Annotated in this window: 12 protein-coding genes; 6 read left to right on the forward strand and 6 right to left on the reverse strand. The window is 59.5% G+C overall.

Going from position 1 to position 15,909, the window contains the following annotated elements; genetic code table 11:
• Positions 1-18: 18 nt before the first annotated feature.
• Entirely contained in the window at positions 19-1,608 is a 1,590-nt protein-coding gene (locus tag FHU41_RS03005) for an LCP family protein (protein WP_179388154.1), read from the forward strand.
• 34 nt (positions 1,609-1,642) lie between these two features.
• Here the strand turns inward: FHU41_RS03005 and FHU41_RS03010 are convergent, their stop codons facing one another.
• Entirely contained in the window at positions 1,643-3,604 is a 1,962-nt protein-coding gene (locus FHU41_RS03010; protein ID WP_179388155.1) for a M13 family metallopeptidase, read from the reverse strand.
• A gap of 258 nt (positions 3,605-3,862) precedes the next feature.
• Between FHU41_RS03010 and leuA the strand changes: the two genes are divergently transcribed.
• From leuA to FHU41_RS03030, 4 genes are all read left to right on the forward strand, one after another.
• Positions 3,863-5,605 (forward strand): 2-isopropylmalate synthase, encoded by a 1,743-nt coding sequence (gene leuA, locus FHU41_RS03015; RefSeq protein ID WP_179388156.1) that lies wholly within the window; start codon positions 3,863-3,865, stop codon positions 5,603-5,605.
• Between the two features lie 160 nt (positions 5,606-5,765).
• On the forward strand, positions 5,766-6,956 hold the full coding sequence (locus FHU41_RS03020; RefSeq protein WP_179388157.1) for a hypothetical protein: 1,191 nt from the start codon (positions 5,766-5,768) through the stop codon (positions 6,954-6,956).
• Positions 6,957-7,131: 175 nt separating this feature from the next.
• The gene (gene recO / locus FHU41_RS03025) at positions 7,132-7,887 is read left to right on the forward strand and encodes a DNA repair protein RecO (RefSeq protein WP_179388158.1); all 756 of its coding nucleotides are present in this window, start codon (positions 7,132-7,134) and stop codon (positions 7,885-7,887) included.
• An 8-nt stretch (positions 7,888-7,895) separates the two neighbouring features.
• Entirely contained in the window at positions 7,896-8,702 is an 807-nt protein-coding gene (locus FHU41_RS03030) for an isoprenyl transferase (RefSeq protein WP_179388159.1), read from the forward strand.
• 23 nt (positions 8,703-8,725) lie between these two features.
• On the opposite strand, the gene FHU41_RS03035 is transcribed toward FHU41_RS03030, so the two are convergent.
• The 5 genes from FHU41_RS03035 to FHU41_RS03055 all read right to left on the reverse strand — a co-directional run bounded on the left by FHU41_RS03035 (position 8,726) and on the right by FHU41_RS03055 (position 14,764).
• Positions 8,726-9,427: an ABC transporter ATP-binding protein gene (locus FHU41_RS03035; protein WP_179388160.1), complete on the reverse strand. Its 702-nt coding sequence runs from the start codon at positions 9,425-9,427 to the stop codon at positions 8,726-8,728.
• A gap of 2 nt (positions 9,428-9,429) precedes the next feature.
• Entirely contained in the window at positions 9,430-10,836 is a 1,407-nt protein-coding gene (locus FHU41_RS03040; protein ID WP_179388161.1) for an FtsX-like permease family protein, read from the reverse strand.
• 139 nt (positions 10,837-10,975) lie between these two features.
• On the reverse strand, positions 10,976-12,085 hold the full coding sequence (locus FHU41_RS03045; RefSeq protein WP_343046232.1) for an alpha/beta hydrolase: 1,110 nt from the start codon (positions 12,083-12,085) through the stop codon (positions 10,976-10,978).
• Positions 12,022-13,098: an alpha/beta hydrolase gene (locus tag FHU41_RS03050; protein ID WP_179388162.1), complete on the reverse strand. Its 1,077-nt coding sequence runs from the start codon at positions 13,096-13,098 to the stop codon at positions 12,022-12,024. The genes FHU41_RS03045 and FHU41_RS03050 overlap by 64 nt, the downstream gene beginning before the upstream one ends.
• Positions 13,099-13,105: 7 nt before the next feature.
• Entirely contained in the window at positions 13,106-14,764 is a 1,659-nt protein-coding gene (locus FHU41_RS03055; protein WP_179388163.1) for an FAD-binding dehydrogenase, read from the reverse strand.
• Positions 14,765-14,827: 63 nt separating this feature from the next.
• Between FHU41_RS03055 and FHU41_RS03060 the strand changes: the two genes are divergently transcribed.
• The gene (locus FHU41_RS03060; RefSeq protein WP_179388164.1) at positions 14,828-15,907 is read left to right on the forward strand and encodes a quinone-dependent dihydroorotate dehydrogenase; all 1,080 of its coding nucleotides are present in this window, start codon (positions 14,828-14,830) and stop codon (positions 15,905-15,907) included.
• Positions 15,908-15,909 lie beyond the last annotated feature (2 nt).

Consider the following 15,909-nt stretch of genomic DNA (forward strand, 5'->3'; position numbering starts at 1 on the left):
ACGAAGGGTCCCTGCCGTATGGGCGGTCGCCGAGTTCATCCAGGCAAGGAAGCCTCAATCGGGCAATCAACTGAGTCGCCCAACTCTGATGTCTCCACGGACCGCCCGGAGGTTCTCCGCCACCTACGCGACCGCCGTCGTGCGCCCTTTTGGCTCAAGCTCTCGGCAAGTATCGTCAGCGCGTTGCTGGTGGCCTCGCTAGCCCTGGCCGCGATTCTCTTTCTTCGTTTACAGGGCAATATCAAGACCGATGATCTCAACGCCGCGCTGGGCGGCAGCACCGCTCCGGCTGCCGATGATAACCACGATCCGATCCAGATCCTGATCCTGGGTACCGATACTCGTTCCGGAGCCAATTCGAGTTATGGCAGTCAAGCGGATTCATCGGGCAACGGAAACTCCGATGTGATGATGCTGCTCAATCTCTCCGCGGATCGCAAGAACGTCTCGATTGTGAGCTTTCCGCGCGATCTTATGGTGCCATTCCCTGGCTGCAAGAATCCGGCGGGCGGCAACCCGATTCCTGCCCAAGACAGCATTCAACTCAACTCTGCCCTTGCGCTCGGCGGACCCGGCTGCACGGTGGCCACCATTAACGCTTTTACCGGGCTCACCATTGACCACTTTATGCTGGCGGACTTCACCGCGGTCAAGGACCTGACCAGTGCTCTTGGTGGGGTTGAGGTCTGCGTCAGTAAAGCGGTCAAGGACCCCGCCTCCGGACTGGACCTGCCCGCCGGTAAATCCAGTATTTCCGGCGATCAAGCACTGGCTTTCCTTCGTACCCGGCATGCCTTTGGCAATGCAGGCGATACCGATCGAATCAAGGCGCAACAGGCGTTTCTAGCCTCGATGACCCGCAAGATTAAGAGTGAAGGAACGCTGACAGATCTGCCTAAGCTTTACAATATTGCGGATATCGTGACTCGCAATCTGACCGTGGATTCCGGCCTAGCCAGCCCAACGGCTCTCATCACCATGGCAGGTCGGCTAAAAGATATCGATCTCTCCCAGGTTGCCTTTGTCACGGTACCTTCCGGGGAGGATCCGGCCGATACGAATCGGCTGATTCTCAGTGAACCGGCTGCCGACCAGCTCTTCAGCGCGATCAAGCAAGACGTTTCTCTCACCACACCGGCCAAGCCCAGTTCCACCGCCACCGCCTCGACGAGCGCTTCGGCGAGCCCCAGTGCTAGCAGTAGTAGCAAGGCGGCTACTACCAAGGCTCCGGCTTTCGATACCTCCATTCAGCCGGTTATTGTCAGTAACGCCTCGGGAGTAACGGGCAGGGACCAGGAGCTCCTTCAGTCATTATCCGCTGCGGGATACACCAACTCGGTGCTGGGCCAGGTGGTGGCTGATCAGCCAAATACCCAGATTCTCTACGGCACCGGCTTTGCCGATGTGGCGCAGAGCCTGGCCACCCTCTACGGCATCCCGAGCAGTGCCTTACGTTCGGCGCCCGCGCTCAGCGGTGTGCAATTGATGATCGGACAGGACTTTAGCTCCGGCACCAAATACGGCAAGGTCGTATTGCCCAAGGACATTGTTGCCGAAACAGCGGGGCAGCCCATCTCCTGTCAAGAAGTCAATGACCTGCCCCGCTAAGTAAGTTCCGGCGGCAACCGCCAGCTTTAGGGCGCTACCAGATTCGAACCCGGGCGGCAGGATCGAGCCATAGCTCGTCTGTCTCGGTGGTGCCGAAGGTCTGGTGGAAGGTGTCCAGGTTCTTCACCACCTGGTTACAGCGCCATTCTGCGGCGGAATGTGGATCGGTGGAAACTCGTCGGATCGCTTCCTCGGGACGGCTCTTCCCGCGCCAGCACTGCGCCCAGGAATAGAAGAACCTTTCGGTCCCGCTCAACTCATCAATATCCTCGGCGCTCGTTCCGTCCAGAGCGAGTTGCCAGGCTGCGTAGGCAATGCTCAGGCCACCTAGATCGCCAATGTTCTCACCGAGGGTGAGCTTGCCATTGAGCCTATGCTCGGGAGCGGCCACCGGGCTGAGCGCATCGTATTGAGCCACCAACTTGGCGGTACGTTCCTCAAAAGCAGATCGATCTTGATCGGTCCACCAGTTATTCAGTGCCCCCTCGCCGTCGAACTGGGAACCCTGGTCATCGAAGCCATGCCCAATTTCATGACCGATCACGGCTCCGATTCCACCGAAGTTCGCGGCATCGTCTGCTCCGGCGTCGAAGAAGGGTGGCTGCAAGATAGCGGCTGGGAACACAATTTCGTTCATCGTGGGGTTGTAATAGGCGTTGACGGTCTGCGGAGTCATCAGCCATTCCTCGCGATCGATGGGTTGACCGATCCTGGCGAGCTGGCGATTCAGTTCGAAGAGATTCGCCCGTTGTACATTGCCTAAAAGGTCCGCCGCCGAGATCTCCAGTTCGGAGTAATCCCGCCAGACATTGGGATAGCCAATTTTCGGCACGAATTTACCGAGCTTCTCCAGAGCCTTGGCCTTGGTCTCCTCACCCATCCACTCCAGAGAGCTAATCGACTCACGGTAGGCCTCAATCAGACCCGCCACCAAGGTTTCCATCCGCTCCTTATGTGCCGGCGGGAAGTGCTGCGCCACATAAAGCTGACCGAGGGCTTCACCCAGGCCACCCTCAACCAGGGCAACTCCTCGCTTCCAGCGCTCCCGAATTTCGGTGGTACCGCTCAGGGCGGTTCCGTAGAAGGCGAAGTTCTCGGCCACAATGTTTTCGGAGAGGTAGGGCGCTGCAGAGGAGATCACTCGCATGGCCAGCCAGTCTTGCCAAGCTTGTAACGGCTGCTCCGCTAAGGCGGTCTCTAAGGTTCGCAGGAAGTCAGGATTCTGCACCACGATTTCTGCGCTCTGCTGCTCGGAGACGCCCAAGGCGTCCAGCCAGCTGCCTAGCCCGGAGAACAACTCCGTAGCCGCGTCCCGGCTGAGTAGATTATAGGTTTTCTGCGGATCCCGCAGCGTGACATTATCCCAATGGCCCTCTGCTAATGCAGTCTCCAAAGCCATCACCCGCTCAGCAGCGGCTTCGTCTTCTGCCACCCCGGCAAGGCCGAGCATTTTGGCTACATGTTGCTGGTATTTCTGCCGAAGCTCAGCGGATTTCTCCTCGCGATAATAGGCTTCATCGGGCAAGCCCAAGCCGCTTTGGTAGACCTGGAAGAGGTAACGGGTGGGATCGCCTGGATCGTTGTAGACGTAGAAACCGATGGGACCGCTGGTCTCGCCGCGCTGCAGCTTAGCGGCCAAGGTGAGTAAGTCTTTCGCACTCTGAGTTGCATAGACCGCTCGCAGGGTATCCGTCAGCGGCGCGATGCCTGCTGCATTGACCACCTCTTCGTTCATGAAGCTCGCATACAAATCGCCAATCTTCTTCTCCAGCGGCGCCCCGTCGGCGTTCGCAGCGGCGGTTTCAATAATTTCCCGGACCGCGAGTTCCGAAGCATCCCGCAGATCAATAAAGGAGCCGACGCTGGCTCGGTCTGCCGGAATCTCGTTCTCATCCAGCCAACGTCCATTGACGTGCCGGAATAAATCATCTTGTGGTCTGCTCTGCGGTTCAAAAGTGCTCTGATCAATGCCAGAAGAGGTGCCCGACGGCGTCATTGAAACTTCTCCATTCAGTGCGGATGTCATATAAGGAACGGGCATGTGAGCCCGTTCACTTTCATCCTACGCGTCGTGTTACGCTACTTTTGTGCGCACTGGGATTCTCCTTCTTAGCTGCCGCGGCGAGGCCAGTACCCGTTGATTTTCGGGTCCGCTAGGGCGGATCGATTCAGAGGGCAGGCCGATTCCTCGCCGCGGAGTTTTGTTGCACCCCCGGCCAGGAACCCGACAGAACCCAAAGATTAAGGCCCTGACATGCGAAACGCCCAAAAACCTTCCGGAATGCCCGTCCACCGTTACGTTCCGTTCCACGAGCAGATCACCGTTGAACTACCGGACCGGACCTGGCCCACGAAACGAATCACCAAGGCGCCACGCTGGTGCGCGGTGGACTTACGTGACGGCAATCAAGCCCTGATCGATCCGATGAGTCCGGCTCGTAAGCTGAAGATGTTCGATCTGCTGGTCCGGATGGGCTACAAGGAAATCGAGGTAGGTTTCCCCTCGGCATCACAAACCGATTTCGACTTCGTGCGCCAGCTCATCGAGGGCGATCACATTCCGGAGGATGTCACCATCCAGGTTCTCACCCAGGCGCGTGAACACCTGATCGAACGCACCTATGAATCCCTGGTCGGGGCCAAACAAGCAATCGTGCACCTCTACAACTCCACCTCGGTGCTGCAACGCAGGGTGGTTTTCAACGAAGATCAGGACGGCGTGATGGCCATTGCCACGCAGGGCGCGCTGCTGTGCAAGAAGTATCAAGAGACGCTGGGTGAAACCAAGATCACCTACGAATACTCTCCGGAATCCTTCACCGGGACCGAGCTGGATTATGCCGTGAGGGTCTGTAACGCCGTCGCCGATATCTTTGAAGCCTCCGCAGACAACCAGGTCATCGTCAACCTGCCAGCCACCGTGGAAATGGCCACCCCTAACGTCTATGCCGACTCCATTGAGTGGATGAGTCGCAACCTGCACCCCAGAGAGGGAATCATTCTCTCCCTGCACCCGCATAACGATCGAGGCACTGGCGTTGCCGCTGCTGAACTGGGGTACCTGGCCGGTGCCGATCGCATCGAAGGTTGCCTCTTCGGCAACGGGGAGCGCACCGGGAACGTCGATCTGGTCACCTTGGGTTTGAATATGTTTAGCCAAGGAATCGATCCAATGATCGATTTTTCCCAGATCGATGAGGTCCGGCGGACGGTTGAATACTGCAATCAGCTTCCCGTTCCCGAACGTTGGCCCTACGGTGGCGACCTGGTTTTTACGGCTTTCTCCGGCTCACATCAGGACGCGATCAAAAAGGGCTTCGACGCCCTCGAGCGGGATGCTGCGGCAGCTGGCCAGGAGGTTTCCGATACGCTCTGGGCGGTACCGTACCTGCCGGTCGATCCCAAGGACTTAGGCCGCAGCTATGAAGCTGTCATCCGGGTCAATTCGCAATCCGGTAAGGGCGGGGTTGCCTACCTGCTCAAGAGCGAGCACAATCTGGACCTGCCCCGCCGAGCACAGATCGAATTCTCTTCGGTTATTCAGCGGCGCACCGATACCGCTGGTGGGGAGGTCAGCGGCGCAGAGCTCTGGGATATCTTCGTCGATGAGTATCTGCCCAGCCCGGCTGGACTTGGACAGTGGGGACGCTACACCCTTCGATCGACCAATGTGGAAGCTCAGGAAGATGGCTCGACGACGCTGACCGCCACCTTGCAGATCGACGGTGTGGAGCAGCGAAGGATTGGCACCGGAAATGGTCCGATTGCCGCGCTGCTTTCGATTCTGCGTGAGGACGGGGTCGATCTACGCGTACTCGATTACACCGAGCACGCCCTGTCCGAAGGTGGTAGCGCCCAGGCCGCCGCTTATGTTGAATGCGCCGTAGGGGAGAGAGTGCTCTGGGGCGTGGGGATCGACCCAAATACTACGACCTCTTCCCTCAAGGCTGTTATTTCCGCGGTCAACCGGGCTATCCGGGACAGCCGCACGTCCTAAAAGTGGCCGTTGAGAGCCGGTCGGCTGACCGGCTCTCAACGTTTCCACAGAATTGCCGGTCTTTTCCTGAGTAATTCTCAGCCAATTTTCAGTTTGGGCCTATAAATCTGTGACATAGCTCTCATACCTGCGGAGCTAATTGACAGATGAGGTTCATATTATGATTGCTACATCTTCACGCCAGCGGTTACTGGCGGCCGGCGCCGCGTTGGCTCTCGGGGTCGCCGGAATCGGCACAGCCACGCTGCTGGCTAGTCCCGCCTCTGCCGCCCCCGCATCACTTGCGGCAGCCGGTGATACCGACGGGGACGGCTTATTGGATAGCTGGGAGACCCAAGGTTACGACGCCAACGGAGACGGCGTAATCGATGTCAATCTGCCCGCTATGGGAGCGGATCCTAACCGCAAAGATCTTTTCGTAGAGATGGACTATATGCAGGGTCGGCTGCCGAGCAGCACAGTGGCCTTTGACCGAATGGTTAATGTCTTTGCCACCGCCCCGGTCAGCAACCCCAATGGCACCACCGGAATCACTTTGCACTTGGACGCCGGAACAGCGGGAGGTACCACCTACAACCTGGGCGGCGGAAACCAGGTAACTTATGACTCAAACCTCAGCCCGGCGCTGACCGAGACCAATGCCCTCAAGGCTGCAAACTTCGATTCGAAACGAGCGGCGATCTTCTATTACATGCTTTGGGCCGATGACTATGACAGTTCCTGTAGCAGCGGAAACGCCTTCGCCCTACCCAATGACACCTTCATTGTCACGATGGGTCCGCGCTGTGGCTGGACTGTAACCCAGGACATGCAGGTGGGCACCTTCGTGCACGAATTCGGCCACACCCTGGGCCTGAAACACGGCGGCACCGACAACGGTAACTACAAGCCCAATTACCTGTCTGTGATGAATTACTCCTTCCAGTTCTCCGGAGTGCCGCGCGCCGATGGAACCCCCTATTTCGGATACTCAAATGTGGCGCCGGCAACCTTGAGTGAAACGAATCTGAACGAATCGGTGGGCCTGGGCAGCCTGGCTTCCGGATGGCGGACCACCTATTACTGCCCCAACGGCACAGCCAAAACCACCACCACCCCAGCCAGTCAGCCGATCGACTGGAATTGCAATGGCACCTTCACCTCGGGGGTCTCCACCGATATCAATAACGACGGAGCCAAGGGAAGCATCTCTGCCTCGAATAACTGGGCTGAAATCCAGTTTGGTGGCGGCGCTGTTGGCGGCAGCGGAAGCGGAACCCTAAGTAAGAGTGCCAAGACGCCCACCGATGAGCACGAGCTCACCAAGGCCGACTGGGACCAGCTTCGGGTCGGAGTGTTGCCCAGTCACTAAACAGAGCAGTTAGTTGCAGGCTTGGTACATCTCGCTGAGCTGAGCTAAGCAGGAAGGGGCCACCGGTAGCGGTGGCCCCTTCCCTTTGCTATCAAGGATTCTGCTGGCAGAAAACCCTGACTGGTTCTCCGGCGCGGGAGGCAAATGCTGCGGGCAATAGTGGGAGAATGGAGCGGTGTCGGGCCGTTCATCTTTTGCAGCACACACCTATCGGGTGGATGCCGTGGTGCTGCGCACCCACAAGCTGGGTGAAGCCGATCGGATCATCACCTTGCTCAGCAGTCAGCACGGTCAGATCCGGGCGGTGGCCAAGGGCGTGCGTCGTACCTCCAGTAAATTCGGCGGTAGGTTGGAGCCGTTCATGGTTTCCGATCTCCAATTGGTTTCGGGACGTACCCTCGACATCATTTCGCAGGCTGTCACCAGAAGCTCCTACGGACAGCAGATCGCGGCCCACTACGATCGCTATACCGTGGCCACCGCAATGGCCGAGACCGCGGAGAAACTGACCGATGCCGACACGGAGTCGGCCGGAGCGCAGTATCGGCTACTGGTCGGTGCGCTGGCATCGCTGTCCAGGGGAGAGCATTCCTCTGAACTCATCCTGGATTCCTATCTCTTGCGTTCGCTGGCCACGGCGGGCTGGGCAGCCAGCTTTGAAGATTGTGCCCGCTGCGGAAGGCCCGGTCCGCATTCCGCCTTTTCTGCCCCCCTGGGCGGTGCGGTCTGCCATGACTGCAGACCGCCGGGCTCGCCCTCACCGGCAGCCGCGACCATGCTCTTATTAGCGGCGCTGCTTAGCGGAGATTGGGCCGTCGCGGATGCTTCGGAGCTGGTAAATCGTCGTGAAGCCGCAGGCCTGGTGGCCAGCTTCGTGCAATGGCATTTGGAACGCAATGTCCGTTCTCTCCGCCTCGTGGAAAGAGACTGAAGGAAAAGATGGCTCAACGATCCACCCGTCATGCGGGGAAGCCCGCCGTCGTGGCGCCCTGGCCGCACCCTAGTGGTGTCAGCAAACCGGAAATTCCTGCCGAATTGGTGCCTCAGCACGTCGCCATCGTGATGGATGGCAACGGCCGCTGGGCCAATCAACGTGGGCTGACTCGAATAGAGGGCCATAAGGCGGGGGAGCCCGCGCTTTTGGATGTGGTGGCCGGTGCCATTGAGCTGGGGATCAAATACGTGACGGTCTATGCTTTCTCCACCGAGAACTGGCGTCGTTCCCCCGATGAGGTCCGGTTCCTGATGGGCTTCAACCGTGACGTACTCCGTCGGCAACGAGACCAACTGGATGCCTGGGGTGTTCGGGTACGTTGGTCAGGACGACGGCCGCGGCTCTGGGGTTCGGTGATCAAGGAACTGGAAATCGCCCAGGAACGTACCAAGGACAACGACACCATCACCTTGACCATGTGTGTGAACTACGGTGGCCGAGCCGAACTCGCCGATGCTGTGGCCTCTATTGCCCGCGAGGTCGAGGCGGGCAGGCTCAAAGCCTCGGCGGTCTCCGAGCGCACCATACAGCGGCATCTCTACCAACCGGACCTGCCCGATGTTGATCTTTTCCTCCGCTCCAGCGGTGAACAGAGACTATCGAATTTCGTGCTCTGGCAGAGTGCTTATGCCGAGTTCGTTTTCCTAGATACGCTGTGGCCCGACGTTGACCGCCGCACCCTGTGGCAAGCTGTAGATGAATACGCCCGACGGGACCGCCGATATGGCGGTGCCGTGGACGCAGCCAAATAGCTTTCTGTTTTGAGAAGATCCAATCAGGCCCCGGCGGCGACCCGTGGACGTGCGGTTTCTTCGCTCAATTTTCCTTGCTGAAGCCTGAAACGGCGCTCGGTTTTCTGAGCCAAACTCCGATCGTGAGTTACCACCAAAATAGTAGTGTTGTGGTTCCGACTCATCGAGCTCAATAGTTCGATGATGTGTTCCCCGGTCTGCTCATCCAGGTTGCCTGTTGGCTCATCGGCCAGGATGAGCTTGGGCTCATTGGCCAACGCACGCGCAATGGCAACCCGCTGCTGCTCACCTCCCGAAAGCCTGTTAATACGGCGGGACTGTTTCTCCGGATCCAGCTGCACCTGCTCCAGAAGGGACCGCGCTCGCTCTAAACGAGCGGACCTTCGCATTCCGGCAAACTCCATCGGCAACATCACGTTGTCTACCGCGGAGAGGTTGGGAATCAGGTTGAATTGCTGGAAAACGAAGCCGATATCCCGCCGTCGGTATTCGGTGAGTTTACTGGCGGGCAGCCCAGCCAGGCTGACTCCATCCACCACGACGTCCCCGCTGGTGGGCTTGTCTAGGGCGCCTAGCAGGGAGAGCAGGGTGCTCTTGCCGCTGCCACTCTTCCCCACGATCGAAGCGAGAGTGCCTCTTTCTAGTTCGAAGCTCACGCCGTTGACGGGCTTGATGGTGCGGTCACCGGACTTGAACTGGCGGACCAGGTCTTTGACTTCAATCATGGCTATTCTCCTCGAAGGACTTCGATGGGGCGGATGCGGGCTGTCAGGAGCGCCGGTACTAATGCCCCTACGATGGCGACGCCGAAGACTGCGGCGATACCTGCGACGATAATGCCGGGGGAGGCGCTAGCCGTTACCGAGGTCAGCAACTGCGAGGCACCCCCGAACGCACCACCGAAACCGCCTCCTCCGCCACCAAAGCCACCGCCGGGGCCGCGCGTGCCGGTGGCCGCCGTCGAGCTATTGGAGCTGATCAGCGCCGATGCGATGCTGCCGCTGGCAAAAGAAGCAATGGCAGCTCCAATCACGCTGCCGAGCGCCACCAGAACAAGTGCTTCAAGCACGAACTGCAGACCGATGGTGCGATTGCGGGCACCGATGGCTTTGAGGACCCCGATTTCACGGCGACGTTCCCGGACCAGCATGACCATGATGAGCAGGATGATTAGACCGGCCGTGGCGAGAGCAGCGATGAAGGCTACTAGCGAAATATTCTTCACGCTGTTCAGCGAACTGACCGCGGTCTCAAGGTTCCGCTGGCCTTGTGTTACATCGGCTTTGCTGGTTCCCAACGCCGTTTGAAGCGCGGTCTTAGCGGCATCCACGTTTTCCATGCTGTTGACCGTGACTACCATGCTGGAGAGCTCGCCTGGAGTTGCCGCTAGAGCCTGGGCTTCGGCAAGGGTCGTATAGACCGCATTGTTTCCGAAGGTTGTGCCGGCATCGAAAATGCCCGCTACCGTGAACGTCTTCGTCGCAATGGTGAATGTTGAGCCAACCTTCAGGCTGTTCTTTGTCGCCAGGGTGGTGCCAACAAGAGCTTTGGTGCTGGCCGCCGTGTAGTTACCCAGGCCGGTGCCGCTGGTAATGTTCAGGGCTTTGCCGGTGGCGTCCACCTCGGCACCAATACCGGTTGCCGTAATGGGCAGCGAAAACGTCCGAGTGCTTCCGGTATTTCCTGAGCCGTTGCTGCCAGTGGCATTATTACGATTGCCAAGTGTGCCCGCGTCGATTGCTGCCTGAAGGTTCGTCGCTACGCTAGTACCGCCGCCAGGTCCGGCTTGCTGCGATGCACCGCCGGATGTTGAGCTTGTGGCTGCGGTCTCGGTACGCAAGCGAAGCTCCTTGGTTCCCACCACCGAGGCGACGTTCGGTACGGCAGCCGCCGTAACAGCCTCGGCTGCCGTGAGCGGCTCGCCGCCGCCTTCAAATCCCTGGCCGCCGGCTGGATCTACGGTCAGTACCGTACCCACCGAGGCGTTGAGCTCCTGGACCTTGCCACCCACGGCCTGGTTGGCCACGAGCATGGCCAACGCGAGCCCAATTGCGACCGCCAGCACTGCAACTACGGCAGCGGTTCTTATCTTATTGCGGAATGCGTTGCCTACACTCCGGGTGAGAACACTCACGCTTCTCCTTTTAGACCTGGTCCGTCCCAGCGACGTACCTACCGTCTAAGGATGCGCAACGCCGCTGTGCGACCGCGCGGCTAGGGCTATGTGGGGCCTGTAAAGCACTGCCCGACGGCGGTCTAAGGCGGAAAACTAGCTACAGTGCGCTAGCCCCGTAAGCCCGCATCCAATGTCCCAAATCGGCATAGGCGGTCAACCGCACCGACTCGCGGGAGAGGAAAACATCGTGCAGTCCGCCTGAATAGCGATTTACCATTACCCGGCTGCCGATCTGCAGGCCTAGCCGAGCCATCTGATTCACATCGATGACGGCGTCCACTCCCTGCATCTGTTCGGTCCAGTCCGCCTGGATCAGGGTTCGTTCCGAAAGCAGCATCAGGATGGGCACATCGATCTTAAGACCACGCGAGACCTGAGCATGACCATTGAGTACGGCTTTGATCCATCCCGCGCGGAAGGGGAAAGAATTGGCCGGCCGCCAACGCGGATCCAGATCCCATTCACCATGTGCGGTGCTGCTCACCGACTGCCAATAGGCCGTCATATCCGGGTGATTGAAAATCCGGCGTGGATCTGCCCGGACAAAGGGATCCACCAGATGGGTGGCAATCTGACGCAGGAATCTACTGCCTTGCAGCTCGAGCCACGGGCCATTGAGGATCAGTGAGGAAAGCACCCCGGGATGCCGATCCGCCCAGAGGCAGCCGATCAACCCACCCAGCGAATGAGCCAGCAAGTGCACCCGATGATCGGGACCCACATCATTGGCAATGGCTTTCAGAGCCGCGGCAAGATCCTCATCATAGATCTCCAAATCCTCGGCGAATCCCTCGGACTGTCCCGGGCGCAGGCTGCGCCCATACTTCCTTAAGTCGAGCGCATAGAAAGAAATACCACGATTGGTAAAGAACTCCGCTAATTCGGTCTGGAAAAAGTAATCTGCCCAGCCGTGCAGATATAGCACCACCTCGCGTGGCACCCGCGGCTCCGGTCCTTTGAGTTCGACAACGCGCTGCCACCAGGACCTATCCGGCATCAGTCGGGAACGCCCTCGCCGGTGCCGAATCAGAGTGGCAACTACTGCTCCTTCCTCGTCGGTGCCGAGGTCGAGCGTCTGTTTTTGATACTCAGGACCTAGGTAATCTTGTTCCCATCGCGCTCGGGTGGAGGTTTCCGCCGTCGTCATTCCGCCTCGGTTCTGGATCGTTTGTCCGGAGAGTCGCTGAGCATATAACCAAGTAACCATCGTTGCAGCCGCGCATAGGCCTGTTCTCGCACAACCTTTTCCGAGAGCAGCACATCGTGCAGACCGCCGTCGACCTTCTCGATCGTCACACTCTCACCAAGCGTGATAGCTCTGGCCGCCATGGTCTGAATATCCAGCACCGCATCGGCGCTGCGCATCCCCTCACGCCATCGCGGTCCGTTCAAGCTTCGCGCGCTCATCATCACCAGAATAGGCACAGGAATCTTCAATCCGCGAGCTACTTGGGCTTGTCCGGCCAGAATCGCGCTCATCCAGCCCCAGCGCATCGGAAAGGCCAAGGGCGGGCGCAGATTGTCGTCGAGGTCCCATTCTCCCTCCGCCTGGGAGGAGATTGAACGCCAGTAGAAATCTCGCTCGGGCAGCTTGATCTTGCTATGTGGCCACCAGCGTGCCATCGGCTCCACCATTGAATACATGCCGTGCCGGACGAAGGAACTGCCATGCATTTCGAGCCAAGGACTGTTCAGAATCAGGTGACTCACCGTCTCCGGAAAACGGCTGGTCCAGAGCGCGGCAACCAGGCCACCGGTGGAATGTCCCATCAGAGCCACCCGCGGGGCCTCTAGGCCGTCATGCTGTCGCAGATCATCGACGACGGCGTCCAGCGCGGTGCGCAGTTCGGTATCGTAATCCTCCAGGTCACCGACGAAACCGCCCAGGCTCCCGGTGCGCAGGCTACGACCGTGATTATGCAGGTCCAAAGCATAGAAGGCCACGCCGAGGTCGGTAAAGAACTCCGCCAACTCGGTATTGAAGAAATAATCGCTCCAACCGTGGATGAAAAGTACGGCCTGCCCCGGCACCTTGGAGCGTCCTTCCGGCAGGTGCCGGATCAGGGTGGCCACTTCCTTCCCGCCACCGGCATTCCCGCTGTCGGCTCCGCCGTTGGGCCTTCCACTGTTGACTTTTTCGCCAGTGGCTCGGCCGGCTGCAAGCTCGGTCGATTCATAACCTTTGCCGAGGACATCGGGCTTCCAGTTTCGTGCTGTCATCAACACATCACCCGCAAGCCTGCGCAGCCGCCCGCCCGGCCGTCCGTCCGGAGAAGAGACAACCGCCTAAGAAGGTACCTTCCAGCGCACGGTAACCATGTACGCCGCCGCCACCGAACCCAGCGGCTTCGCCCGCCGCGTACAGTCCCTCGATCGGATCGCCATCGTTACCAATCACTTGACCGGCCAGATTAGTTTGGATTCCGCCAAGCGATTTACGGGTCAGCAGGGATAGTCGCACGGCAATGAGCGGGCCGTGTTCTTTGCCAAGCATCTGGTGCGGCGGAACCACCCGCATGATCTTGTCGGTGGCGAAACGCCGAGCCTCCCGAATCGCATTCAGCTGCATGTCCTTACCCAGGCCGCTCGCCACCTGACGGTCCCGCGCTTCGATCAGCTCCCGCAAGGCAACGCCATCGATTAGCTCCTGACCGATCAACTCGTTCATCTTCCGGGCCAGCTCTTCCGGGCTTGCGGCCTGCAGGAAATCTACGCCATGATCCAGGAAGGCTTGCACCGGCCCGGGTACCCCGGCTAACGCCCGCCTGGCCAGCGCCGGAATATCTTTACCGGTCAGATCTGGATTCTGTTCGGAGCCGGAAAGCGCGAATTCCTTGCCGATGATGGTCTTATTGAGCACGAACCAGGAATGCTGATGGCCGCTGGCCACGATGTGCCGCACCGCGCCAAGAGAATCGAAGCCCGGGAAAAGCGGCGTCGGCAGGCGCTGACCTTCGGCATCGAGCCAGAGCGAGGAGGGTCCGGGCAGAATCCTAATGCCGTGCTTCGGCCAGACCGGGTCCCAATTATGAATGCCTTCGGGGTAGTGCCACATTCGGTCGGTATTGATCAGGCTGCCTCCGCTGGCCTGTACTGCATCCTGAAATATCCCGTCCACCGAGGCCGGAACCCCGGAGATTAACTCTTCCGGTGCCGCACCACCTGGCCATTGCTCACGTACTTTCTGATGATTGCCGCCAATACCTCCTGTGGTCACCAGCACAGCCTGGGCGGAGAACTCGAATTCTCCTTGCACCACTCGGCTGCTCTGTTCACCACGAGCCGCCGTGGATGGTTCCAGAATCTCGCCACGCACACCGGTGATCCGGCCCGCCGTCGTGACTAACTCAGTGGCCCGGTGGCGGTAGCGAATCTCAATCCGCCCGGCAGATACTCCTTCGGCTACCTTTGCCAGGAACGGAGCTAAAATTCCTGGACCGGTTCCCCAGGTGACGTGGAAGCGAGGTACCGAATTTCCGTGTCCTTGGCCGTCATAACCACCGCGCTCGGCCCATTGCACCAGGGGGAAAAACCGCACTCCCAGCCGGTGCAGCCAATCTCGTTTCTCGGTGGCGGCAAAATGCACATAAGCCTTAGCCCACTCACGAGGCCAGTAGTCTTCGGCGCGATCGAAGGCGGCACTGCCAAACCAATCGGCTAGGGCAAGTTCTTCGCTGTCCTTGACCCCTAATCGGCGTTGCTCGGGGGAGTCCACCAAGAACATTCCGCCGAAGGACCAGAAAGCCTGCCCGCCGAGTGAGGCCTGCGGTTCTTGATCGAGTAAAAGCACCCGGCGACCGGCATGATAGGCCTCGGAAGCCGCCACCAGCCCGGCCAGTCCGGCGCCTATCACAATAAGATCCGTTGAGTCTGCGCTGAGTGCCATATTTCATGCTAACCCCGGGCTTCGGTTTGGACTTGCAGCCCTGGGGCAAGGAAAATGAAAGCCATGCGCTTCTATCCCACCTTCTTTCGCCTGGTCTTCTCCGGAATGGACGCGGAACGCGCACACCGGATTGGTTTTAGCTTGATCCGGATGGCAGATACCTTTGGCGCCGGGATTGTGCTGCGCCCGTTTTGCAGGCCCGCGAAAGAGCTTCGGGTGCAGGCTTTGGGCCGCACCTTCCCCTCGCCCTTCGGATTGGCTGCCGGATTCGATAAGGAGGGTCATGGCGTAGCCGCTTTGGCCAATCTCGGCTTCGGCCACATCGAGGTAGGCACCATCACTGGCCAGGCGCAGCCCGGAAATCCTCGGCCCCGGCTATTCCGGCTGGTTGAGGACCGCGCGCTGATCAATCGGATGGGATTCAATAACGACGGCGCAGCAACCGTAGCGCCCCGGCTCAGCAAGGCTCGGGGTGTCCTAGAGCGGCGCTACCAGCGGGCTCGGCCGGTTGTCGGGGTCAATATTGGCAAGACCAAGAAGGTTGATCTTGCCGAGGCGGTGGAGGACTATCTGGTCAGTACCCGGGAATTGGCCGCCCAGGCCGATTACCTGGTGGTCAACGTCTCCTCCCCGAATACTCCCGGTCTGCGGCTTTTGCAAGATGTCCGTTCGCTGCGGCCGCTGCTGATCAGGGTGCGCAGAACCGCGGAGGAAGCCGCCGGTCATAGGGTGCCGCTTTTGGTCAAGATCGCTCCTGATCTGAGCGATCAGGACATTGATGCCGTTACCGAGTTGGCCCTCGAAGTCGGTCTGGACGGGATTATCTGCACCAACACCACAATTGTGCGGGATGGTTTGCGGACAGATCCCGAGCAGGTCATGAAGTACGGCGTTGGCGGTCTCTCCGGAGTGCCGCTCAAGCAGCGCTCGCTCGAGGTGTTGCGCAGGGTCCGCCAGAAGGCGGGGGAGTCTCTGACCCTAATCTCGGTGGGCGGGGTGGAAAATGCAGCCGATGTACGGGAGCGGCTCGACGCTGGGGCAACGCTGGTGCAGGGATACACTGCTTTTCTCTACGAGGGGCCCTTCTGGGCGGCTCGCATTAATCGGGAACTTGCCCGCGAGCTATCCCGGCCGAAGAACTAGGC

The organism is Psychromicrobium silvestre (assembly GCF_013408295.1).
GTDB classification, from domain to species: domain Bacteria; phylum Actinomycetota; class Actinomycetes; order Actinomycetales; family Micrococcaceae; genus Renibacterium; species Renibacterium silvestre.